The organism is Streptomyces sp. NPDC031132 (assembly GCF_055570595.1).
This window is the reverse complement of sequence record NZ_JBVIGX010000005.1, coordinates 283,585-304,742: the sequence shown is the minus strand read 5'-3', so window position 1 is coordinate 304,742 and position 21,158 is coordinate 283,585. Positions and strand designations below refer to the sequence as shown.

Genomic DNA, 21,158 nt, shown 5'->3' with positions numbered 1-21,158 from the left:
AAGCCCTTTCCGAAGCCCGTTCCGACACCGGCGCAGAGACCGGCCGCATCGACCTCGCCGCCCTGCCCCGCGACTTCGCCTGGGGCACCGCGACCTCCGCCTACCAGATCGAAGGAGCGGTCGACGAGGACGGCCGCGCCCCCTCCATCTGGGACACCTTCTCCCACACCCCCGGCGCCGTCGACGGCGGCCACACCGGCGACACCGCCTGCGACCACTACCACCGCTGGCGCGAGGACATCGCCCTGATGCGGGAGCTCGGCACCAACGCCTACCGGATGTCCGTCGCCTGGCCACGCGTGGTCCCCGGCGGAGACGGCCCCGCAAACCCGAAGGGCCTCGCCTTCTACGACCGGCTCGTCGACGGGCTGCTCGCGGCCGGGATCACCCCCTCCGTCACCCTCTACCACTGGGACCTGCCCCAGGCCCTCCAGGACCGCGGGGGCTGGCCCGAGCGGGCGACCGCCGAGCACTTCGCCGCGTACGCCGACCTCGTCGCCGCCCGCCTCGGAGACCGGGTCACCCAGTGGGCCACGCTCAACGAGCCCCTGTGTTCGGCGTGGATCGGCCACCTGGAGGGCAGGATGGCCCCGGGCCGGACCGACCTGACCGCCGCCGTCCGCGCCTCCTACCACCTGCTGCTCGGTCACGGGCTCGCCACCCAGGCCGTACGGGCCGCCGCCCCGGGCGCGCAGATCGGCATCGTCAACAACCTCTCCACCGTCGAGCCCGCCGGCGACGGCGAAGCCGACCGGGCGGCGGCCCTGCGCATGGACGGCCACGTCAACCGCTGGTGGCTCGACCCCGTCCACGGCCGTGGCTTCCCCGCCGACATGCGCGAGGTCTACGCGGTGGACCTCCCCGAACGCCCCGGTGACGCGGCGGCCATCGCCGCCCCGCTCGACTGGACCGGCCTGAACTACTACTTCCCGCAGACCGTCACCGACGACCCGGCCGGCCCCGCCCCGTACGCCCGACAGATCGACCGGCCCGGCGTCCCGCGCACCGGCATGGACTGGGAGGTCGACGCGAGCGGCCTGGAGACCCTGCTCATGCGGCTGACCGAGGAGTACGGGGCCCGCCGCATCCACGTCACCGAGAACGGTTCCTCGTACCACGACACCGTCGCCTCCGACGGCAGCGTCCACGACCCCGAGCGGGCCGCGTACCTGACCGGGCACCTGGCGGCCTGCGCCCGCGCCGCCCGCCGCGGCGCACCGGTGGCCGGGTACTACGCCTGGTCCCTGCTGGACAACTTCGAGTGGGCCTACGGCTACGACAAGCGCTTCGGCCTCGTCCGCGTCGACTACGCCACCCAGCGCCGCACGATCAAGACCAGCGGCCGCCGCTACGCCGAGGTGATCGCCGCGCACCGGGCCCTGTGAGACCGCAGGTCCTGAGACCACGGGTCCCCGCGCCGCGCCGGGCCCGCCCCGCTTCTCGGGGCGGGCCCGGTCTTTCGTGATGGGATGGGAAGCGACGGCTCATGGCTGACGGCTCACGGAGAGGTCGGGTAGATGTCCGAGGACACCATGCGGGCGATGGCGTACGAGACGTACGGCGGGACGGAGGTGCTCTCCGAGACCCGGCTGCCGATGCCCAAGCTCGCCCCGGGCGAGATCCTCGTCCGGGTCAAGTGCGCCTCGGTCAACCCCGTCGACTGGAAGATCATGTCGGGCGGGCTCGACGCCCTGATGGACGTCGTGTACCCCGTCGTCCCCGGCTGGGACGTCGCCGGCACGGTCGAGCGGGTCGGCATCGACACACCTGAGTTCTCGGTCGGCGACGAGGTCATGGCGTACGCCCGCAAGGACTACGTGCACGGAGGGACGTTCGCCGAGTACGTCAGCGTGCCCGTCCGCGCCGCCGCGGCCAAGCCCGCCTCGCTCAGCTGGCACGAGGCGGCGGGCCTGCCCCTGGCCGGACTCACCGCGTACCAGCTGCTCACCCGGCTCGCCACCGGCAAGGACGACACCGTCCTCATCCACGGCGCCGCCGGCGGCGTCGGGTCCTTCGGCGTGCAGATCGCCCGCGCACTCGGCGCCCGGGTCATCGGCACCGCCTCCCCGCGCAACCACGACCGGCTGCGCGACCTCGGCTGCGAGCCCGTCGAGTACGGGGACGGGCTGGTCGACCGGGTGCGCGCGCTCGCCCCCGACGGGATCACCGTCGCCGCGGACTTCGTCGGCGGCGTCCTCGACGTCACCAAGGCGGTCCTGGCGAACGGCGGCCGGCACGCCTCCATCGCCGACCACACGGTCCTCGGTGAGGGCGGCCAGTGGATGTGGGTCCGGCCCGACGCCGAGGGCCTGGCCGAGCTGGCCCGGCTCGCCGACAGTGGGCAGCTCACGGTCACCGTCGCCAAGACGTTCCCGCTCTCGCAGCTGGCGGCGGCCTTCGAGTTCAGCCAGACCGGGCGCGCCGCCGGAAAGATCATCCTGGAGGTCTGAGGCCCCCTCAGTTCGAGTCAACGGTCGGCAGGTTGTGCAGGTTCACCATCGTCCGCACGGCCGGGGGCAGCCGGTCCCGGGCCGGTTTCTCCTCCGCGCCGCCCAGGCGCGCCAGGATCTGCGCCGGGGTCGGCCGGACGGCCGGGTCGGGGGAGAGACAGGCCGACACGATCGCCGACAGGTCCGCGGGCAGGAGCTGCAGGGCCGTCTCCACTTCCGCTCCCGTCGGGAAGGGCGCGGCCCCGCACGCGTGGCCCGGCACCATCCCGAACGCGAACGCGAACGCGAACGCGAACGCGTACGCGTCGACGGCCGACGTGATCGGAGCCCCCGTCAGGTGCTCCGGGGCGAGGAAGCCCGGGTGCCGATCCCCTCCAGCGCCTCGGCCACCCCCGGCGCCGGCGTGCGGGGCGGCCAGGACCCCCCCCCCACCGTCCGGGCCTTCGGCAGATCAGGGGAAGGAGACGACCGTGGACGGGGTCGTCGCCGTACCCGAGGTCGGCGCGCCGGTGGTGTTGATGACGTGCTCGTACTGGCCCTTGCCGCCGAGCGAGACGACGAGCAGGTCGTGGAACCGCACCCCCGGCTTCACCGGCGCCTGGAAGCCGTGGTCCTGACGGATCGTCGGATCCACGTTGTAGAAGCAGTAGCTGCCCAGCCCCCAGCCCTCGTGGGTGGTCACCGAGTCGGCCACCTTGTACGCCGCATATCCCTTGATCGCGCCGTTCTGGATCGCCGCCTGGTTGGGGGCGTCGTACGCCTTCTCGTTCTGGAAGAAGACCGTGCGGCCGCGCTCGCCGTTCCACTCCACGTCGTACTTGTTGAAGTGCTCGACGAACAGTCCGGTGGCCAGGACGTCGTCACCGTTCACCCGGAACCCGTAGTCGGCGCGGTTGGTCTCCCAACCCACCCCGTCGCCGTGGTCGGCACGCCAGATCCAGGTGTGGTCGACGATCGTGTCGTGGTTGTTGATCACCATGCCGACGGTGGCCTTGCCGGGGCCGGCGCCGCCGACCCGGACGAACACGTCCTGCACGGTCGTCGGGTTGCCGCCGTGGTCCGTGGTCGTGCCGGCCGGGCCGACCTCCAGCAGGCTCGGCGAGTTGACCGGGCCGGCGTCGATCAGGAACCCGGCGAGCTTCACCCCGTCGACGTCGGCGACCTTCATCGCCGTCACCCCGTTGTCCGGGACGATCGTCGCGAGGCCGAGGCCCAGGACGACCGTGTCCGCCCGGTTCACCCGGACGGTCTGGTCGACGTGGTAGACGCCGGGCGTGAACAGCAGGTGCAGGCCCTGGGCCAGCGCCTGGTTCATCGTCGCGGCGGTGGTGCCCGGCTTGACCACGTAGAAGCGGCTCAGCGGGATCGAGGTGCCCTGCGGCGCGCCGTTGCCCCAAGAGGCGCCGCGGGCGTTCACCCGCTTGGCCGGGACGAAGACCTTGTACTCGCTCCCGTCGAGGTAGAGGAAGGGCTTCTCCCGGGAGACGGGCGTGGAGTCGAGCGTGGTGTACGGCGGGTTCGGGAAGGACTGGGCGGGCGCGCCCTGGACCCCGGAGAAGACCTGGTTCCAGACGCCGTTGCCCCAGCTGCCGATCGCACTGTCGCGCGTGTACCACTGCTGCTGTGAGTAGTTGCCGATCTGGCCGTCGATCTTCGAGTCGGCGATGTAGCCGCCGGAGGCCCAACCGAAGCCGTCGGGGGCGAGGTTGAGGCCGCCCTTGACGTGCATGCGGCGGAAGGGCGCGGCCTGGGAGACGGCCCAGCGGTCGGTGCCGTTCACGGGGTTGAGCGCGAGGTTCTCGGCCGAACGCCAGAAGTTCTGGGTGGCGTTGCCGCCGAACCAGCCGGCGTCGACGGTCACGTCACCGTTGATGGTGGTGTCGTCGGGGCTGAGGCCCAGTCCCGAGACGGAGGTGTAGAAGCCGATCTGGGCGTTGAGGCCGTTGTACGTACCCGGCTTGAACAGGAACTGGTAGCGACCGGTGCCGAACTGGGCCGACTCCTGCTGCCGGAACACCTCGTCGAGCCTGGCCTGGATGTTCGGCGTGGACGGGTCGAAGACGATCACGTTGGGGCCGAGGTCGCCGCCGCCGGGGAGGGTGGGGCCTCCGTCGGCGGTTCCGAAGACCTGGAACTCGTAGAGGGAGTAGCCCCACTGGGTCGCGCGCTGCGTGCCGTGTACGCGGACGAAGCGGGCGGTTCCGGTGACGTCGTGGGTCCGCACCCCGCCGGTGGCCGCGGTCGTGGAGTAGGCGGTGCTCCAGTGCGTGCCGTCGTCGGACAGCTCGATCCGGTACGCCGTCGCGTACGCGGCCTCCCAGCGCAGCACCACCTGGCTGACCTGGGCGGGGGCGCCGAGGTCGACCTGTATCCACTGCGGGTCCGCGAACTGGCTCGACCAGCGGGTGGCGTTGTCGCCGTCGACGGCGGCGGAGGCGGGGGTGCCGCCGTTCTCCTGGCTGGAGGCGGTGGCGGGTCTGCCCTGGGAGAGGAGGACGGGCGCGGCCTGGGCGGCGGTACCCGGCAGCAGTACGAGGAGGGCCGCGACCAGCGCGGCGGCGAGAGCCGCGACCGTCAGTCGCGGCGGATGGTCCGAGAGGCGGGGCATGGGGGGCTCTCCTGACGTCGTGGACCCCGTGGGGATCGAAGCGTGAGTGAACTGCCCGCCACGAGGGCCGTCAAGGGTTTCCGCGTTCATGAAGTGAAGGCTTGAGGGGGTGTCAATGGCCGCCGAGGCCTGTGAACTCGGAGTTTCTTCAATCCTTGTGAAAAGTGTTGACGAAAAAAAGTGTCGGGAATCTACTGAGACTTCAGGCCTCTCTGTCCCGCCACGTCCGCCGGGACGGGACAGAGCTCGGCCGTCTTCGGAGAGTGGCCCGGGCCGGAGGGTGAGTGCTGCCGTGCGTTCGTTACTTGTCGTCAGGGAGGCGGGCGCGTCACCCGAGCGGGGGGACCGCCCCGCACTCCGCCCAGGTGACCTCGGCGCCCGTGAGGCCGGCGGACCAGCGGTCGGCGACCACGGCGAGACCGGCCGCGTCCGGCGGGCTCGCGCCGAGCCCGATCGCATACCGGGCCGACACGGGGGAGAGCGCGAAGGGCCGCGGCCAGGCGTGCACGTCCCGGACACCGGCCTCCGCCAGCGCACCGAGCAGGGCGCGCATCCGGCCCCGCGCCCGGCCCAGGTGCTCCTCGAACTCCCGGGGCGTACCGGCCCGTACGGTCACCACGGCCCACGCCGCGTGCCGGCGGTGCAGCGGCGGTGTACCGAGGGGCAGGGACCCGGGGGGCAGGGCCCCGGTGCGGGTATCCGCCTCGAGGAGTTCCCACGTCCGGTACAGCTCCCGGCCGAGCAGGTCGCGTAGCCCCGGGCCGACCTGGGTCGTGCAGCTGCGGGCCGGTGCGGAGGGGGTGAGGACGGTGACGGGGTCCGGGTGCGGGTCCGGTTGCACAAGCGGGTCCGCGTGCGGGTCCGGGGTCAGGGGCGTGAGGGCGATCGCGTCGCGCCAATCCCAGGCCGCCCAGGTTCCGAAGAACTCCCGGAGCAGGCCCGCGGGGGACAGGTCGGCGGCCTCGCGCACCGTACGCGCCGCCAGTACCGCCCAGGCCACCCCCGGCAGCCCGCCGAACGGCGCGGAGTCCAGCCCGTGGGCCCGGGCCCACGCCTTCACCTGTCGCGCGAGCCGGGCGAACGCCGCATGCCGCTCCGAGCCCGCGAAGTCCCGTACCGCATCGGCGTCGCTCACCGCGCTCAGCGCGATCGTGGCCGCCTCGCCGAGCTCCGCCCGGCGTTCCACCGCCTGCGCCGGGTCCACCGCGCCCGTGGCGACGACCACCAGGTCCACGTCCAGTCCGGCCGCACGCAGCCGCAGCCCGGGCACCCGTGCGCCCTTCACCTCCCGCAGCCCCTCGGCCTCCGGGAGGGCCGTCGCGACGCGCTCCCGTACCTCCGCGATCCCGACCGTGCCCGGCAGGGCCGCGACCAGGTCGAGGTCGGCCCCGTGCAGGGCGCAGCCCATGCGGCGGGATCCGGCGAGGTGCACCACGCCGTCGCCGAGCGCCGCCGCGATCCGCGCGGTGAGGGACTCGGCTTCCGCATCGTGTGCGGACGGTGCTTGCGGTTCCTGTTCCGGGCCGGGCTCCGGTTCCTGCGCCCACCGCCGGCTGCCGGTGCCGAGGTCCACCGTCGCCCTGACCTGCATCGGCCCGTCCCCGCGCCGTGACAGCACCGCGAGCTCACCGACCCGGGCCGACGTCCCCGTCCCGGATCCGCCGAGTCGCGCCGCGAACTCGGCCAGGGCCCGCTGCGGATCCCGGCTGCGCCCCAGCGTCAGGTGCGGGGTGAAACCGTCGCGCCCGCGGCACCCCGGGAAGCGCTCGGCGAGCGCCCGCCGCAGCTGCTGCCACGGCGCGTCGCCGGCCGCCGCCGGGTCCAGCCACAGCGTGGCGTCCTCGCGGTGCCCGAAGCTGTGCACCCCGGCCAGGCGGGCCGTGAACGGCGGCGTCTGCGCGGCCACTTCGGCCAGCAGCGGCAACGCCTCCTCGAACGAGGACTCCGGTACGAAGCCGAACAGCAGGTTCACGTGCGCCGGCCAGCGGTGGACCGCCGGATCGTGCTCCCGGCGCAGCCCCTCGACCGCCGGAATGTACGGCGGCAGCCAGGCCACCGCCGTCCGCGCGGTCGCCCGTACGTCGACCACCGTGCGCCCGGCGTCCCGCTCGGCGAAGTCCACCACCGCCTCCACCCCGAAGTGGTCGGAGATGAACAGGCCTTCCGGACCAGGGGTGTTGCCCCGCAGGACGGCCTCCCGCACCCGCGCCCCCGCCGAGCGCAGCAGGACCCGGTCCAGCCGGGCGGCCCGTCCCGACAGCGTGCCCACGGCGGCGAGCGGATTGGCCGCCGGATCGAAGGTCGGCGTGGCGTCCCGGGCCCCGTGCACCTCGCTCCAGGTGTCCCGCATGCCGAGTGCGGCCGCCGGCCCCTGCGGGCCGCAGCGGCCGTCGTTGAAGTCGCCGAGCAGCACGGCATCCGCCTCGATGCCGTTCAAACCCTCGGCGATCCGAGCCAGTTCGATGCTGCGCCGCCCGGCGCCGTTCTCCGTGTGATCGCTCGTCAGGTGCACGCAGGCCACGACGAGGGGGCCGCTCGCGGTGTCCACCGTCACTGCCGAGACCGCCTTGTGCGGCCCCAGCAGGTGCAGCCCCGCCTCCCGTACGGGCAGCCGGCTCAGCACCAGCAGCCCGCTGGCATCGACGTCCTTGCCGCGCGGCTCGGTGCCCACCGTGTATCCGGCCCGCACCCACGGCTCCGCCAGCAGCATGCCGAGCAGCGCGGGTTCGACCTCCTGGAGGGCGATCACATCGGCGTCGGCGGCCGCGAGGTCGGCCAGCAGCATCGGCCTGCGCCGGGCGGTGTCGATGCGCGGGGCGTCGTACCGGTCCCACAGGGTGTTCCACGTCAGCAGCCGCACCTGCTGCGGTCCCGGGTCGACCGACGCAGCCACGCCGGCCGGCCGCCAGGCCCCGCCGCCCGCCGGATCCCATGCGTGCGGGGTGCGGGCGGTGAAGAACGGGGCCCGCAGCAGCCGTGGTTCGCGGATCCGGCCGGCCTCGGTGGCGTCGATCCGGTCCAAGCCGCTCGCCCGGTCCCAGACGAGCTCGCCGTCCGCCTCGACGAACAGCACCCGGTGCCAGGGGATGTCGCCGCCCGGCACGAAGGAGTGCAGCGGGATCCGCTTCGGCGGCGCGCCGCGCTGGTGCAGCCCGAACACGAAGCGCGCCGGATCGAACCGGGGGTCCCAGCGGACCTGGTGGTAGAGCTCCTCACTGGTACGCATCAGCCGTTCCCGCCCCCTGCCGCAGCAACTGCCGCCGTCGCCGTCGCTGCCGTCGCCCCGATGGTTCCCGCCGTGTCCTCCACGGTCCCGCCCGCCCCGACGTACCAGGTGCGGTGCCCCGGCCCATGACCCGGGTACGGCGGGCCGAACCGGTGCAGCTGGGTCGCCAGCACCTGCGGCGGTACGGGATGGGGCCGCACGGCGTTGCGCCGGACCAGCTCTTCCTCCTCGACCAGCACCACGGCCTGGGTGACCAGCGCGTCGCGGCGCTGCGCGACCGCGCCCACCAGACCCCGCTGCTGCTCGGTGAGGGAGGTGGCGTCCCACACCACCGTGCCGCCGGCGCCCGCCGCGGCCGCCAGCGCGGCGTTCAGCCGGTCCAGGCCCTCGCGCAGCACGTCCGCATTGGCCCGCTGGTCGGCGCGGGAACCCCGGGCGGTGCGCAGATCGTCGAGACTGATGTACGCGGCCACGCCCGGCAGGTTCCGGGCGTACGTGCTCTTCCCGCTGCCCGACGGCCCGCACAGCTGCACCAGCCGCGGGAAGGCGCCGTCGCGCCACCGCCACGTCGCGGCCACCGCCTCCTCGGTGGTGGAGATCCCACCCCGCGCGAACGCCTCCCGGGCCTCCGCCCAGCACCGGTCCGCCGCGTCCGCGCCGAGCCCCCCGAGGGCCTCCCGCAGCCCGGTGCGCAGCGGGCCCAGCGGATCGGGCCCGAGCAGCCCCGCCTCCTCGGCGTACAGCGCGGACCACTCCACGCACTCCCGCGCCCCGGCATCCCCCGCCGCCGCCCCGGCGAGCGCGTGCAGCACCCCGAGATCGGCGGCGACGGCCATCCGGACCAGCCCGGCCCGCCGCCCCTCGTCCGGGAACGGCCGCTGCAGCGACGGGTACAGCCCGACCAGGTCGGCGACCCGCCGGGCGAGCGGCATCCCGAGCGGCCCGGCCGCCAGCCGCGCCCCGATCCGGGCCCGCGGCGTGCGGTGCAGTACGGCGGCCAGTACGCCGGCCAGCCGGGCCTCACCGGTGCGGCCCGACGCGTCCAGCCGGCCCGCCACCTCGGCGACGACCGGGGCGACGGCGGCAACGGGATCGGGTGCGGCATCGGGATCGGGTGCGGCATCGGGTACGGGATCCAGGCCGACGGCGGTCGCCAGCTGCGCCGCATCGGGCTCGGAGCCCGAGCGCACCGCCCACAGCGGAGCCTGCGGACCGAGCCCGTTCGGCACCACCTGCGCGTACATCCAGTGCGTGTCGGTCTGCACATGGCCGCCGCGCACCCACTTGGCGACGCACCGCCCGAAGTCCGCACGCGCGAAGCCGGCCACCGTCCGTACGACGTAGCCCTCCTGTCGTGCGGTGTCGAGCCGCAGCTTGCGCAGTACGCGCTCGTCGAAGACGCCCCGCCAGAGCACGCGCGGGGTGGGCACGCCGAGACCGTGCAGGAAGCGCACGGTCCGGTCCCAGTCCAGGCAGTGCTCGCCGTCCCACACCGAGAAGCCGTAGAACCAGCTGTCCAGGTCCTCGTAGGGGATCGAGTGGCGGGCGTACAGGTTCTCCCCGCACACCCGCCACCCGGCCGGTATGCCGGCGCCGATCCGGCTCTGGAGGCCCTTGACCCAGGCGCGCGAGGGGTGGTGGCCCGAGTCGAGCGAGCGCGCGTGCAGGCCGTCCTCGTACAGGGTGGTGTTCTCCCCGTCGAGCTTCTCGGTGACGACGACCTCGCGCCCGGCCAGCCCCGCGAGCCCGGCGGCGCGCACGTCGTCCGCCGCCGCCCCGGGGGACCAGGGCAGATGCGGCGTACGGGGGTAGTGGGTGCGCATGACCGGCTCCTGCTCGACGACGTGGTGCGTCGTCACTCTAGGTATCCGGAGCCGGGGCATCCAATCAATAACCCCCGTGCGGGGTCGCCCGCTGCGTCAGGGCCGCCGCCCGGCCCAGGCCACCAGTCGGTCGATGGCCGGGGCACCGGCTTCCACCGCCACGACCTCGGCGAACGGGATCCGGCCGCCGCGGGTTTCGGCCGGCAGCGCACGGCGTACGACGGCGATCACCCGCTCGATCAGGGCAGCGTCCCATTCCGGGTGCTGTCCGGTCGCCCTGGCCAGGTCCCAGGTGTGCACGGTGAGTTCGTGGGTGTAGACGGCCGCGGCGGCCGCACCCGGCAGGACGCCGATCGGCAGGCGCAGCTCCCGGCCGAGGATGCCCGGGTCGGCCCACACCTCGGCGACCGCGCGGGCGCCCGGCTCCCAGGCCGCCGCCCAGGCGCCGTCGGCGAGCTCGTCGGCGAAGGACGGGACGCTGAACGGGTCCTCACCGCGCCCGATCACCGCGATCCGGCGGACGACGGCGACGAGGTGGCTCGAGAGCCGTCGGACGTCGAACTCGTCGCACGGGGTGGGGGCGTCGTACTGGTCGGGCCGGACTGCGGCAAGGGTGCGGCCCGCCAGCTCGACGGCGGCGGCGAGGTCGAGTCGCGGGTCGAAGGCGACGGAGGCGGACGGGGTCTCGGTGAGCTGAGTGATCTCGGTCATGTGTTCATCCTGGAAGCTGAACTGGCCACCTTCTGGCCAGTTTCCCGAGGAGAATGAACGGACCGACGAAAACGCCCGGAGCGCAGGCAGGGAAGAGGGACATGAGAGCCGACCGACTGGTGGCCACCCTGCTGTTCCTCCAGGAGCGCGGCCGCGTCACCGTCCCCGAGGTGGCCGCCGAACTGGAGGTGTCCCAGCGCACCGCGCGTCGCGATCTGGAGGCCCTGGCCGCATCCGGCATCCCCGTCTACTCGCAGCGGGGCCGCGGCGGCGGCTGGTCCCTCGTCGGCGGCGCGCGGACCAACCTCACCGGCCTGACCGCCGACGAGATCCGGGCACTGTTCCTCGTCACCGGGCCCCTGACGGCCACCCCCGAACTGCGCACCACCCTGCGCAAGCTGGTCCGGGCCCTGCCGTCCACCCTGCGGGCGGAAGCCGAGGCCGCCACCCGCGCCGGAGTCGTCGACGCCACGGACTGGTCCCGCAACGCCGTCACCGCCGATGCCGTCCACCGCTCCGCGCTCCAGGGCGCCGTCGTGGACGGGATCCGCGTCCGCCTCGGGTACGCGGGCGTCGGCAAACCGGCCGGCGAGCGTACGGTCGACCCCCTCGGGCTCGTCGCCAAGGCGGGCGTCGACTACCTCGTCGCCGGTACGGAGAAGGGCCTGCGCACCTTCCGGCTCAGCCGGGTCCGTTCCGTCGAGCCGACCGGCGAACCCGTTGTCCGGCCGCCCGGCTTCGACCTGGCCACGGCCTGGCGGGAGCTGTCCGGGGCCTTCCAGGACGGCATGTACGCGGTGACCGCGCGGGCCCGCGTCCATCCCGACACGCTGGCCCTGCTGCAACGGTTCCTCGGCGGCCGGGTTCGCGTCGGCGGCCCTCTGCCCGACGGCTGGACCGAGGTCTGGGTCGACGGCCCGGCCCCCAAGGCGCTGGCCGGCCACCTGGCCGGTCTGGGGGCGGGGGTCGAGGTCCTGGACCCGCCGGAGGTACGGCAGTGGCTGGCCCGGATCGGCGCCGAGCTCACGGCGACGTACGCGGGGGACGTCCAGGGCGTGCCACCCGTTCAGTAGCCGATGGTGAACCGCCGGCCCGGATGCGCGTCGCGCTCGATCTCGTCGACCAGCGCCACCGCGTAGTCCTCGACGGAGATGTGGCTGCTGAGGTCGTCCTCGTCCACGATCAGATCGTCGAGGGCCAGCCGGTAGGTGCCCGTGCGCTCACCCGGCCCGATCTGCGCGGCGGGGCTCAGGCAGCTCCAGCGCACTTCCTCCACGGGCACGGTGCGCAGGAAGTCCAGCGCCTCCCCGTGGGCGTGCATGAGCGCGCGGACCGGCTCCGGGAGGCCTGGGGCGTCCCAGACCAGCGGGCCCTCGGGGGTGCGCAGCGAGCCCGCCCCGCCCACGACGATCACACGGGGCCGCGGGGTCTCCGGGCCGAGCGTGCAGACGCCGCCGATCAGGGACTTGGCGGCGGTGACGAGCACGCCCGGATCCCCGGACCCGGGGCCGACCGCGCTGACGACCACGTCCCGGCCGGCGGCCGCCTCGGCGACGGAGTGCGGGTCGAGGACGTCGCCGTGCAGCACTTCGGCGCCGGAATCCGCGAGCTTCGCGGGGTCGCGTACGACCGCCGTGACCTCGTGGCCGCGACCGAGTGCTTCGCGCAGCACTAGGGCTCCGATGGTGCCGGTCGCGCCGAACAGGGCGATCTTCGCCATGGCGACTCCCTGGGAATGGAGGCGTTACGGGCCTCCGGTCGGACCCGCGCCGCCCATCCAAGCGAACCGGCCCGCCGACATCCGGCAGCCGGGCCGGGGCTACTCGGATGATCCGGAACGGACTGCTCAGCCGCACAGGGCGACGATCGACGGGGACACCGTGCCCTTCGCCGCCTCGCACAGGGGTGCCATGTCGTACGTGCGAGGCTGCGCGGGCCGGGGCTTCGGCCGTACGGGCGGCCGCTTGCGGGGCTTGGGCGCCGGGGCGGCGCGCTCGGGCCGCGCCGGCCGGGCAGCCGCGCGACCGCCGGTCCGGTGCTGCGGCGGCCGGTGCTCCTCGGGCTGCGCGGCGGGCGGCTCCGGCTCGGGCTCCGCATCGGGCTCGGCCGCCGGCGAGGCCGGCGGGGGCTCCGCCGCCGGGAGCCGGCCCAAGGGCAGGGCGTCGACCGCCGTTTCCCGGGCCGTGGTCCGGTCCACCGGCGGAGCCGGCAGGGCCGGTTCCGCCGGTCCGTCCGGCCGTACGGTCACGCACCCGGCGGTCAGCGCCAGGGCGGCGAGGATCAAGGGCAGGGGCAGAGCCACCCGGCGTAACTGCATCCGTCCACCCTGCCGTACGACAGGCGGTGGAACCTACGCACCGTCACCCACACGAGTGGGCCCTGCGCGGGCCCGGCCACACCGCCCGGCGGCCCTGCGCGGCCATCCCGCGACGGCCGGTGCGCTCCACCGCCGTGCGGTGGCGGCCCTGTTGGCCGTGCCGTTGCCCGTACCCGGGTCGGTACGGGAAGCGCAGTGCACGGCTGTGTCCACCCTCGGCGTCGGCCCGGTGACGTGGTCGGACCGGCGGTTTTCAGGCCGCCAGTCCGCGACGCGAACGTACCAACGAGGGCGTAACAAGGTAATAAAGAGGTATAGGGGCGGCAAAGCAGCGGTCACCGGCCGGGGCGGCGCGAGCGGCGTAACCCGCGGGCGGTACGGGCTGTTGCACGGGAGAGGGCCCATCCACGGTGAACGGAGTTCCGATGCCGCAGCTGACCGACGAGGCCGTGACCGACGAGGACGGCGGAGGGCCGGGCACGTGGATGACCCCGCAGGAGTACGGGGCTTCGCGGGCCGCGCTCTGGACCGGCGCCGTCGTCCTGGTCACCGACACCGACGGCCGGATCCTCGTCCAGAGCGTCGACTACCGCGCCGACCGGATGCTGCCCGGGGGCGCGGTGGACGCCGGCGAGGCTCCGTCGGCCGCCGCGGCCCGCGAGGTGCGGGAGGAACTCGGTGTCGACGGCAGCTACCCGAACGGCCTCGCCGTGGACTGGATCCCGGCGGACACCCCCGGCTTCCCGCCCGAGATGCGCTTCCCGGGAGAGGTCCTGTTCGTGTACGACGGCGGCACCTGGACCCCGGACCGCATCGATGCGATCCGCCTCCCCGCCCAGGAGATCACCGGCGTCCACTTCGCCGAACCGGCCGACCTGCCCGCCCTGATGGACCCGGGCGACGCCCGTCGCGCCCTGTCGGCGCTGCGCGCCCGCATCAACGGCGGCGGCCCGGCCCTGCTGGAGGCCGGCCGTCCCGTCGCGCCGACCACCCTGGACCGGCTCGGGGTCCTGCGCACCCGCCGCACCCCGCACCACGGCACCTGGCACTCCGGCCCGGCCCCCGCGGCGCTGCCCGTACGGGAGCCCTCGGCCTGGCTGTTCGCCCCCGACGGCCGGGTCGTGCTGCTGATCTGCCGCACCACCGGCACCGCCCAGCTCCCGCCGCCCACGGCGGACTCCACCCCGCTCGGCCACCGGTACGCCGACGAAGCCGCCCATCCCCGTTTCGCGGCCCGCCTCACCTCCCTGCCCCCGTCCGCGGACCCGGCGTACGCGCGCCTGCTGGCCACCCCCGAGCAGGTCCGCGAACTCGCCGACTGGGGTCCGGCGGGCCACGCCGAACTCGCCGCGGTCCACACGGCCCGCGCCCGCCTCTCCCTTCCCCGCCCACCCCGCACCCCCCTCACGGAACTCCCCGACCGGGGCACCCGCTGGTAACACCACCGGACCCTGTCAGGCAGCAGCCACCCCGACTCCGTCGTCGCGGAGCTCGCGCCCCGCCTCGCGCCGGCCCTCGAAGCCGACCGTACGAACCCGGCGGCCCGCCACCGCTGGGCAGCCTGGCGGGGCGCCCCGCTGCCGGACCACCGCAGCCGGCACACCGACCGGGCACTCAGTGGGGCCATCGACTCGTTCTGGGACCTGACCCGCCCCGGCGTGCGCGTCGACGACCTCTGCAACGGCATCACCGACCCGGAGTTCCCTGTCATGCAGGACCTCTGGGAGCCCGAGCCGGACCCGGCGGGCACGATCGTCTCCGTGCACCGCAAGGACTACGCGGTCGCCGCCCTGTTCCATGCCGTCGGACCGGACCGGGCCTCCCTGCTGCCCGGCTGGTGCGGCAACGTGCTCCTCGCCGCGCCGAGGTGCGCCGGACGCTGCCGGGCGTGGAGCGGGCGCTGACCTTCACCGCCGGGGAACGGGCCCGCGTCGCCGACCGGGACCGGCTGGACTACGGCGCCCGCGAGGAGCCCGTCACCGACGGCCCCCTCCGCGTCTGGCGGTCTGCCGCCGCTGCGGGGCGCGGGCTCCGTGCCGTCGCGTTGCACGTCCACTGACCCGCCCGGTGGGGCGTCACGGGCTCAGGGGTGGGGCCATGCGGCGTCGGTGAAGCCGAGGCGGCGGTTCATCGCGATGGCCCGGGTGCTCGCCGGGTGTGGACGGTGCGGATCGTCGCGACCCCGCAGGAGCGGGCGCATCCGACGCCGAGCACCTTCATGGCGAGCGAGACCCCCTGCCGGCGGTGGGTTTCTCGAACCCGTCATCTCGCTGAACACGTAGCCCTCGGCCCGCCAGTCGGAGATCGCCGAAAGGCCGATCCACCGGCCGCCGCCGTCGAGCGCGATGACGACCCCGTGCGGATCGTAGGACGCCGCTGATCCGGCGCTCCAGGTACGCGTCGTACGTGTGGGGCCCCGGCCCGGGATGTCCGCCGAGCACGTACGATCCGGGCCGCGCCCGAACCGCACCCGGATCCGGCGGCGGCACACGGCGGGCGCCCCCGCCGCGACCTGGGAAATCCGGGGCCCGCGGGCTCCGGTCCCGCAGCATGGGGGGATGAGCGACAGCGCGATCACCTACACCCTGTACGTCCAGGCCGATCCCGACCGGGTCTGGCAGGCCCTGACCGAGCCCGCCTTCACCCGGCGGTACTGGGGGCTGAGCTTCGAGACCGACTGGGCGGTGGGATCGAGGATGGACTGGGTGGAGCGCGGGGCCCGGACGAGCGATCCCGAACAGGTGGTCCTCGCCTGCGTCCCGAACCGCCGGCTCTCCTACACCTGGCACACCTTCACCCCGCAGTGGGCGGCCTCGGCCGGGGTCGCCGAGGAGCTGCGGGCCGAGCTGGCGCAGGAGCGGCGTACGAAGGTGACGTACGAGATCGAGCCCGTCGGGGACACGCTCGCACGGCTGACCATCCACCACGAGGGCTTCCAGCCCGGCGGCACCCTGATCGGCATGTGCAGCCGCGCCTGGCCGATGCTCGCCTCCAGCCTCAAGACCCTGCTGGAGACCGGGGCTCCGCTGCCCGAGCCGGGGCACGACTCGGACCAGGGCCGGGGCGGGTACGAGGCCCACGGCAGCTGAGCCCGGACGAACCGGCGGGGGGCCGGAGCACGGCGTCGGCCCGCCCGGCCGCCCCCTACCTCCCGCCTCCGCCCCGCCCGGACAGCCGTACGCGCGCCTGGGATCATGTGTAACGACCACGGAACCAGGAGCGTTGACATGAACCTCGAACACCACCGCGTCGTCATCACCGCCGCCGGCCGCGACTTCGGGCGCACCCTCGCCCTCCGGTTCGCCGCCCGGGGCGCCGAGGTCCACCTCTCCGCGCGCACCCTCGAAGCCGCCGCACGCGTCCGCGAGGAGATCCTCGCGCAGGGCCACGACGCCGACCGCGTCCACGCCTTCGCGTGCGACCTCACGGACCCGGCCTCCGTACGGGAGTTCGCCGCCGCGGTGGCCGCCCGCACCGACCGCATCGACGTGCTCGTGAACAACGGCTCCCGCTACCAGCACGGCACGGACCTGCTCTCCGCATCCGACGCGGACGTGGTCGACACCCTCGCCTCGGGCGCCACCGGCACCGTCCTCGCCACCAAGGCCTTCCTCCCGCTGCTGCTGAACTCGGACAAGCCCGACATCGTGACGATGGTCTCCGGCTGCGGCGAAACCGGACACCACCGCTCCGACGCGCACGACGCGTTCTACGCCGCCAAGTCCGCCCAGGCCGGCTTCACCGAGATCCTCTCGCGTCGGCTGCGCGACCAGGGCGTCCGCGTCATCTCCCTCTACCCGCCGGACTTCGACAACCACGACCCGCTGTCCCCGGAATGGGAGAGCGCCCCGCGCACGGTCAAGGACCCGCTCACCGCCCAGTCGCTGGTGGACTGCATCTTCTTCGCCATCGGCCAGCCCCGCGACTGCTTCATCAAGGCGTTCTCCTTCGAGCAGGTCTGACGGGCACGGGCCGCACCCTCGAGGCGCTCCCGGACGGCCCGGCCGCCCTCGGGTGCGACGGCCTCGCGGAGGCACCCCTGCGCACCGGTCGTTCACGGCGGTCGTGTGGAATGGGCGGCATGGGGATGAGCAAGAACCAGATACGCGAGGGGGGCGGCCCGGCGCACCGCGCCGAGGGCTCGGCCACCACCGCGCCCGACCACTGGCGCTACGCCCGCCACCTCGTCGCCCTGGCCGCCGCGGCCGGTGCGACGGTCGGGGCCGAGGCGGACGCCGTGGCCGCCGTGCTGCGCGATCGCGACCCGGTGATGGCCGAGAGCGCGGTGGTCACCCACCTCGACCGCCGCGCCGCACACCTGCTGACCGACCCGGGTTTCCCCGGCTGGGCCCGGGCCATGGACACCGCGATCGGCGCCCGCGCCTTCCCGGCCCGCCGGCTGCGCGAGTGGAACCTGCTCAAGGCGATCACCGACGGTGAGCCGTGGTCGCCGGCCGAGCTCACCGCCGCCTCCGACTGGTGCCAGCGCACCGCCGCCCAGTCGCTGCCCTCGTACGAGGCCCTCGACCTGCTCTCCGCCACGGCCCGCACCCGCCGCGTGCGCAACACCGCCGCCCAGCGCCTGCACCGCCGCAACATCACGGACTGAGGCCGCGGACCCGCCCTGCCAGGCCCTCCGGGCACAGCCGAGAAGAGGTGCGGCTGGGAAGAAAGGGGCAATCGGGAGCAAGATGGGAAAACGGGGCCCGCGGTTCCGCCCGCTGAGCACCGGAGTCTCGTCACACGGCTGTTCGGGGGTTTATGGTCTGCCTACCTGGCCGGGTATCAGCGTTGATCCGATGCCGTTTCACTGGAGGCTGCTCTCCGTGTCGCACGTTTCCCAAGCTCCCGTCACCACCCCCGACGGCGAGCCTGCTCCGCCCGCTCCGACCGCGTACAGCCAGGTCAAGGGCTGGTTCTCGGACTATGACCAGGTGCTTTTCGACTGGTTCCTGACGCGCCAGAACGGCGAAGAGGCAAAGCCGGGCGATCTTCTCGAGCTCGGCGCTTTCATGGGGAAGAGCGCGATCTTCCTCGGGGGGTACCTGCGGGAGGGAGAGGAGTTCACCGTCTGTGACCTCTTCGACTCGCCCGCGCCGGACGACTCCAACGTCGCCGAGATGCAGGGCTCGTACCCCACGCTCACCCGCCGCGGGTTCGAGACGAACTACCTGGCCTTCCACGAGGCCCTGCCCACGGTCATCCAGGCACCGACCTTCGTGGTCGCCGACCGGGTGCGCCCGGCGAGCTGCCGCTTCATCCACATCGACGCCTCGCACCTCTACGAGCACGTCGTCCAGGACATCGCGTCCTCGCGCGTCGTCGCGGCTCCGGGGGCCGTGGTCGTCTTCGACGACTACCGCTCCGAGCACTGCCCCGGTGTCGCCGCCGCCGTGTGGGGCGCGGTGGCCACCGACGAGCTGCACCTGATCGCCGTGTCCGCGTCGAAGCTGTACGCGACCTGGGACGACCCGGCGCCCTACCGGTCGGCGCTGCTCAGCTGGCTGGAAGGCCGTACGGACCTGTGGCACGGGGTGGACGTCGTGGCCGGCCAGTCCCTGGTCCGCATCGGTGACGAAGGGGCCGTCCCGCCCGCGCCGCCCGCGCCGCTGCGTCCGGCGCCCGAGCCCGTCGTGCCGCCCGTGCACCAGCCCGGACCCCGCCCGCGGGCCGGAACCGCGTGGCGCAGGCTGGCCAAGGACCTGCTCCCGCCGGTGATCACCCGCGCGATCGTGTCCTGGCGGCGCCGCCGCGGCTGACCCCGGTCGCGCCTCCCGCCTGCGTACGCACGTCGGTGCCGGCCCCCGGATCCGGGGACCGGCACCGACGGCGTCGGGTCTCAGCCGCCCTTGCGGACGCGGGCCGCGCGGCGCGCCTCGGCGAGCTTGCGGGCCTCCGAGGTCTTGCGGGACTCCTTGCCCGCCCCCGGCCGGCCCGGACGCGTACCGATCCCGCGGAAGCCGAGGTCCGTGCCCGAGGGGCGGCCCTTCGCGTCGGTCGGCTCGGCGCCCGCCAGCGGCACCCCGGACGGGGGCTTGGCCCCGGTGATCCGGCTCAGCGCGGCCTCGCCGGAGCGGACCTGGGTGGTGGTCGGCCGGATCTTGGCCTCGGCCATCAGCCGGACCATGTCCCGGCGCTGGTTCGGGGTGACCAGGGTGACGACCTTGCCGGACTCGCCCGCGCGGGCGGTACGGCCGCCCCGGTGCAGGTAGTCCTTGTGGTCGGCCGGCGGGTCCACGTTCACGACGAGGTCGAGGTCGTCGACGTGGATGCCGCGCGCGGCGACGTTCGTCGCGACGAGGACCGTGACGGCCCCGGTCTTGAACTGGGCGAGCGTCCGCGTGCGCTGCGGCTGCGATTTGCCGCTGTGCAGCCCTTCCGCGCGTACGCCCATGGCCCGCAGGTGCTTCACGAACTGGTCCACGCCGTGCTTGGTGTCCAGGAACATCAGCACCCGGCCCTCGCGCGCCGCGATCTCGGTGGCGGCCGAGTACTTGTCGGCGGAGTGGATGTGCAGCACGTGGTGGTCCATCGTGCTCACCGAGGCCGCCGACGGGTCCACGGTGTGGGAGACGGGGTCCTTCAGGTAGCTGCGCACGAGCTGGTCCACGTTGCGGTCCAGGGTGGCCGAGAACAGCATCCGCTGCCCGGCGTGGTGCACCTGGTCCAGGATCTCCGTGACCTGCGGCATGAAGCCCATGTCGCACATCTGGTCGGCCTCGTCGAGAACGGTGATCTTCACCCGCTCCAGGTGGACGTCGCGCCGCCCGATCAGGTCGCTGAGCCGCCCGGGGGTGGCCACCACGACCTCGGCGCCGGTACGCAGCGAGCTCACCTGCCTGCCGATCGACAGGCCGCCGACCACCGTGGCCATCCGCAGGTCCAGGGCCTGCGCGTACGGGGTGAGCGCCTCGGTCACCTGCTGCGCCAGCTCGCGCGTCGGTACGAGGACCAGCGCCAGCGGGCGCTTCGGGTCGGCCTTGCGGCCCGCGGTACGGGCCAGCAGGGCCAGGCCGAAGGCCAGGGTCTTGCCGGAGCCGGTCCGCCCGCGGCCGAGGATGTCCCGGCCGGCCAGGGAGTTGGGGAGCGTGGCCGCCTGGATCGGGAAGGGCTCCGTCACCCCCAGGTCGGTCATCGTCGTCACCAGCTCACGGGGCAGGTCGAGCTCGGAGAACGCCTCCACCGGCGGCAGCGCCGGCTCGACCGTCTTCGGCATCGCGAACTCGCCCTGCAGGGGGGCGGTCCGGGGGGTCTTGCCGCCGGACTTCGCACCGCCCTTGGGGCCTGCCTTGGCTCCGGCCTTGATGCCGAAACGCCCGTGTGCTGACGGGTTCCTCATGCAGAACCTTCCGTGAGACGTGAAAAGAGAAATTTTACCATCGGGGCCGCCGCGCCACGGGACTGCGGGGTCACCGGCCTGCGGGGTCACCGGCCCGCAGGGTCACGGGACCGCGGCGTTACGGGACTACGGAGCCACGGGGCCGAGCTGCCCGCCCCGCACCTCGGCGAGGTGGGCGGTCATCTCGACCGTCGCCCGCGCGAACCAGTCGGCGATGACGGCGATCTCGTCGGGGGAGTACTCGGCGAACACCGCGCCGAGCCGGGCGTAGAAGGGCTCGTACACGGCGAAGACCCGGGCCGCGGCCGCCGGGTCGGCGACCACGCGCACCCGGCGCCGGTCCGCGGGATCCGGCTGCCGGCGGGCGTATCCGGCCCGCTCCAGCCGGTTGAGCACCCCGGTGACGGCCCCGGTGGTCAGGTTCGTCAGCTCGGCGAGGTCGCCCGCGCCCAGCGGGGCGTCCCCGGCTCCCAGAATGTGGCCCAGGCAGGTCAGGTCGGTGACGTTCAGCCCGAGCAGCTGCGCCACTTCCTGCTGGCCGATGAGGCCGAGCGCGACGTACCGGTCCATGCGCGACAGCGCCTCCGCGGGCGTGGCCGCGGGGCGGGACTTGCCCTGCACGCAGATACTCCTTAGTGTCTAAGTAACTTAGCTCGTGAGATGCTTATCTTGCTCACTAAGGCA

19 protein-coding genes are annotated in these 21,158 nt (G+C 74.1%); 10 read left to right on the top strand and 9 right to left on the bottom strand.

Annotation, left to right across the window (positions count from 1 at the left end; genetic code table 11):
- Positions 1 to 47: 47 nt before the first annotated feature.
- Both ACZ49B_RS10815 and ACZ49B_RS10810 read left to right on the top strand, forming a co-directional pair.
- A complete protein-coding gene (locus ACZ49B_RS10815) occupies positions 48 to 1,385 on the top strand; it encodes a GH1 family beta-glucosidase (protein WP_468303413.1) in 1,338 nt (445 codons plus the stop codon).
- 147 nt (positions 1,386 to 1,532) lie between these two features.
- Complete coding sequence (locus tag ACZ49B_RS10810) at positions 1,533 to 2,450, top strand: NADP-dependent oxidoreductase (protein ID WP_468303410.1); 918 nt, start codon at positions 1,533 to 1,535, stop codon at positions 2,448 to 2,450.
- Between the two features lie 7 nt (positions 2,451 to 2,457).
- On the opposite strand, the gene ACZ49B_RS10805 is transcribed toward ACZ49B_RS10810, so the two are convergent.
- The 5 genes from ACZ49B_RS10805 to ACZ49B_RS10785 form a co-directional block, all read right to left on the bottom strand.
- Positions 2,458 to 2,664, bottom strand: a complete 207-nt coding sequence (locus tag ACZ49B_RS10805) for a hypothetical protein (protein WP_468303162.1) — start codon at positions 2,662 to 2,664, stop codon at positions 2,458 to 2,460.
- A 237-nt stretch (positions 2,665 to 2,901) separates the two neighbouring features.
- Positions 2,902 to 5,058, bottom strand: a complete 2,157-nt coding sequence (locus ACZ49B_RS10800; protein ID WP_468303160.1) for a discoidin domain-containing protein — start codon at positions 5,056 to 5,058, stop codon at positions 2,902 to 2,904.
- Between the two features lie 328 nt (positions 5,059 to 5,386).
- On the bottom strand, positions 5,387 to 8,284 hold the full coding sequence (locus ACZ49B_RS10795) for a poly(A) polymerase (protein WP_468303158.1): 2,898 nt from the start codon (positions 8,282 to 8,284) through the stop codon (positions 5,387 to 5,389).
- Positions 8,284 to 10,107 (bottom strand): RNA ligase family protein, encoded by a 1,824-nt coding sequence (locus ACZ49B_RS10790; protein WP_468303407.1) that lies wholly within the window; start codon positions 10,105 to 10,107, stop codon positions 8,284 to 8,286. Before ACZ49B_RS10790 ends, ACZ49B_RS10795 begins: the two co-directional genes overlap by 1 nt.
- A 96-nt stretch (positions 10,108 to 10,203) precedes the next feature.
- Entirely contained in the window at positions 10,204 to 10,818 is a 615-nt protein-coding gene (locus tag ACZ49B_RS10785) for a TIGR03086 family metal-binding protein (RefSeq protein WP_468303156.1), read from the bottom strand.
- 101 nt (positions 10,819 to 10,919) lie between these two features.
- On the opposite strand from ACZ49B_RS10785, the gene ACZ49B_RS10780 reads away from it, so the two are divergent.
- Complete coding sequence (locus tag ACZ49B_RS10780) at positions 10,920 to 11,891, top strand: helix-turn-helix transcriptional regulator (protein WP_468303153.1); 972 nt, start codon at positions 10,920 to 10,922, stop codon at positions 11,889 to 11,891.
- Here the strand turns inward: ACZ49B_RS10780 and ACZ49B_RS10775 are convergent.
- Positions 11,885 to 12,538 carry an NAD(P)-dependent oxidoreductase gene (locus tag ACZ49B_RS10775; protein ID WP_468303150.1) on the bottom strand — a complete coding sequence of 218 codons (654 nt, stop codon included), beginning with the start codon at positions 12,536 to 12,538 and terminating at the stop codon, positions 11,885 to 11,887. The two genes, ACZ49B_RS10780 and ACZ49B_RS10775, sit on opposite strands and share 7 nt — an antisense overlap.
- A gap of 126 nt (positions 12,539 to 12,664) precedes the next feature.
- On the bottom strand, positions 12,665 to 13,135 hold the full coding sequence (locus ACZ49B_RS10770) for a hypothetical protein (RefSeq protein ID WP_468303147.1): 471 nt from the start codon (positions 13,133 to 13,135) through the stop codon (positions 12,665 to 12,667).
- A gap of 425 nt (positions 13,136 to 13,560) precedes the next feature.
- On the opposite strand from ACZ49B_RS10770, the gene ACZ49B_RS10765 reads away from it, so the two are divergent.
- From ACZ49B_RS10765 to ACZ49B_RS10735, 7 genes are all read left to right on the top strand, one after another.
- The gene (locus tag ACZ49B_RS10765) at positions 13,561 to 14,574 is read left to right on the top strand and encodes an NUDIX domain-containing protein (protein WP_468303144.1); all 1,014 of its coding nucleotides are present in this window, start codon (positions 13,561 to 13,563) and stop codon (positions 14,572 to 14,574) included.
- 219 nt (positions 14,575 to 14,793) lie between these two features.
- The gene (locus tag ACZ49B_RS10760; protein WP_468303141.1) at positions 14,794 to 15,039 is read left to right on the top strand and encodes a hypothetical protein; all 246 of its coding nucleotides are present in this window, start codon (positions 14,794 to 14,796) and stop codon (positions 15,037 to 15,039) included.
- Positions 15,024 to 15,194, top strand: coding sequence for a hypothetical protein (locus tag ACZ49B_RS10755; RefSeq protein WP_468303138.1), 171 nt, complete (start codon positions 15,024 to 15,026; stop codon positions 15,192 to 15,194). Before ACZ49B_RS10760 ends, ACZ49B_RS10755 begins: the two co-directional genes overlap by 16 nt.
- A 499-nt stretch (positions 15,195 to 15,693) precedes the next feature.
- Positions 15,694 to 16,224: an SRPBCC family protein gene (locus tag ACZ49B_RS10750; protein ID WP_468303136.1), complete on the top strand. Its 531-nt coding sequence runs from the start codon at positions 15,694 to 15,696 to the stop codon at positions 16,222 to 16,224.
- A gap of 138 nt (positions 16,225 to 16,362) precedes the next feature.
- On the top strand, positions 16,363 to 17,097 hold the full coding sequence (locus tag ACZ49B_RS10745; RefSeq protein WP_468303133.1) for an SDR family oxidoreductase: 735 nt from the start codon (positions 16,363 to 16,365) through the stop codon (positions 17,095 to 17,097).
- Positions 17,098 to 17,216: 119 nt separating this feature from the next.
- Positions 17,217 to 17,744: a hypothetical protein gene (locus tag ACZ49B_RS10740; protein WP_468303130.1), complete on the top strand. Its 528-nt coding sequence runs from the start codon at positions 17,217 to 17,219 to the stop codon at positions 17,742 to 17,744.
- A 217-nt stretch (positions 17,745 to 17,961) separates the two neighbouring features.
- Positions 17,962 to 18,894, top strand: coding sequence for a class I SAM-dependent methyltransferase (locus tag ACZ49B_RS10735; RefSeq protein WP_468303128.1), 933 nt, complete (start codon positions 17,962 to 17,964; stop codon positions 18,892 to 18,894).
- Positions 18,895 to 18,974: 80 nt separating this feature from the next.
- Here the strand turns inward: ACZ49B_RS10735 and ACZ49B_RS10730 are convergent, their stop codons facing one another.
- Positions 18,975 to 20,474: a DEAD/DEAH box helicase gene (locus tag ACZ49B_RS10730; RefSeq protein WP_468303125.1), complete on the bottom strand. Its 1,500-nt coding sequence runs from the start codon at positions 20,472 to 20,474 to the stop codon at positions 18,975 to 18,977.
- Positions 20,475 to 20,600: 126 nt separating this feature from the next.
- Positions 20,601 to 21,095 carry a MarR family winged helix-turn-helix transcriptional regulator gene (locus tag ACZ49B_RS10725; protein ID WP_468303122.1) on the bottom strand — a complete coding sequence of 165 codons (495 nt, stop codon included), beginning with the start codon at positions 21,093 to 21,095 and terminating at the stop codon, positions 20,601 to 20,603.
- Between the last annotated feature and the right edge of the window lie 63 nt (positions 21,096 to 21,158).

Bases quoted from the DNA above. Each gene is read 5' to 3' on its own strand.
- ACZ49B_RS10745 (WP_468303133.1), top strand. From the start codon at position 16,363: ATGAACCTCGAACACCACCGCGTCGTCATCACCGCCGCCGGCCGCGAC.
- ACZ49B_RS10770 (WP_468303147.1), bottom strand. From the start codon at position 13,135: ATGCAGTTACGCCGGGTGGCTCTGCCCCTGCCCTTGATCCTCGCCGCC.
- ACZ49B_RS10800 (WP_468303160.1), bottom strand. From the start codon at position 5,058: ATGCCCCGCCTCTCGGACCATCCGCCGCGACTGACGGTCGCGGCTCTC.
- ACZ49B_RS10795 (WP_468303158.1), bottom strand. From the start codon at position 8,284: ATGCGTACCAGTGAGGAGCTCTACCACCAGGTCCGCTGGGACCCCCGG.
- ACZ49B_RS10765 (WP_468303144.1), top strand. From the start codon at position 13,561: ATGCCGCAGCTGACCGACGAGGCCGTGACCGACGAGGACGGCGGAGGG.
- ACZ49B_RS10780 (WP_468303153.1), top strand. From the start codon at position 10,920: ATGAGAGCCGACCGACTGGTGGCCACCCTGCTGTTCCTCCAGGAGCGC.
- ACZ49B_RS10740 (WP_468303130.1), top strand. From the start codon at position 17,217: ATGGGGATGAGCAAGAACCAGATACGCGAGGGGGGCGGCCCGGCGCAC.
- ACZ49B_RS10785 (WP_468303156.1), bottom strand. From the start codon at position 10,818: ATGACCGAGATCACTCAGCTCACCGAGACCCCGTCCGCCTCCGTCGCC.
- ACZ49B_RS10750 (WP_468303136.1), top strand. From the start codon at position 15,694: ATGAGCGACAGCGCGATCACCTACACCCTGTACGTCCAGGCCGATCCC.
- ACZ49B_RS10730 (WP_468303125.1), bottom strand. From the start codon at position 20,474: ATGAGGAACCCGTCAGCACACGGGCGTTTCGGCATCAAGGCCGGAGCC.
- ACZ49B_RS10775 (WP_468303150.1), bottom strand. From the start codon at position 12,538: ATGGCGAAGATCGCCCTGTTCGGCGCGACCGGCACCATCGGAGCCCTA.
- ACZ49B_RS10790 (WP_468303407.1), bottom strand. From the start codon at position 10,107: ATGCGCACCCACTACCCCCGTACGCCGCATCTGCCCTGGTCCCCCGGG.
- ACZ49B_RS10810 (WP_468303410.1), top strand. From the start codon at position 1,533: ATGCGGGCGATGGCGTACGAGACGTACGGCGGGACGGAGGTGCTCTCC.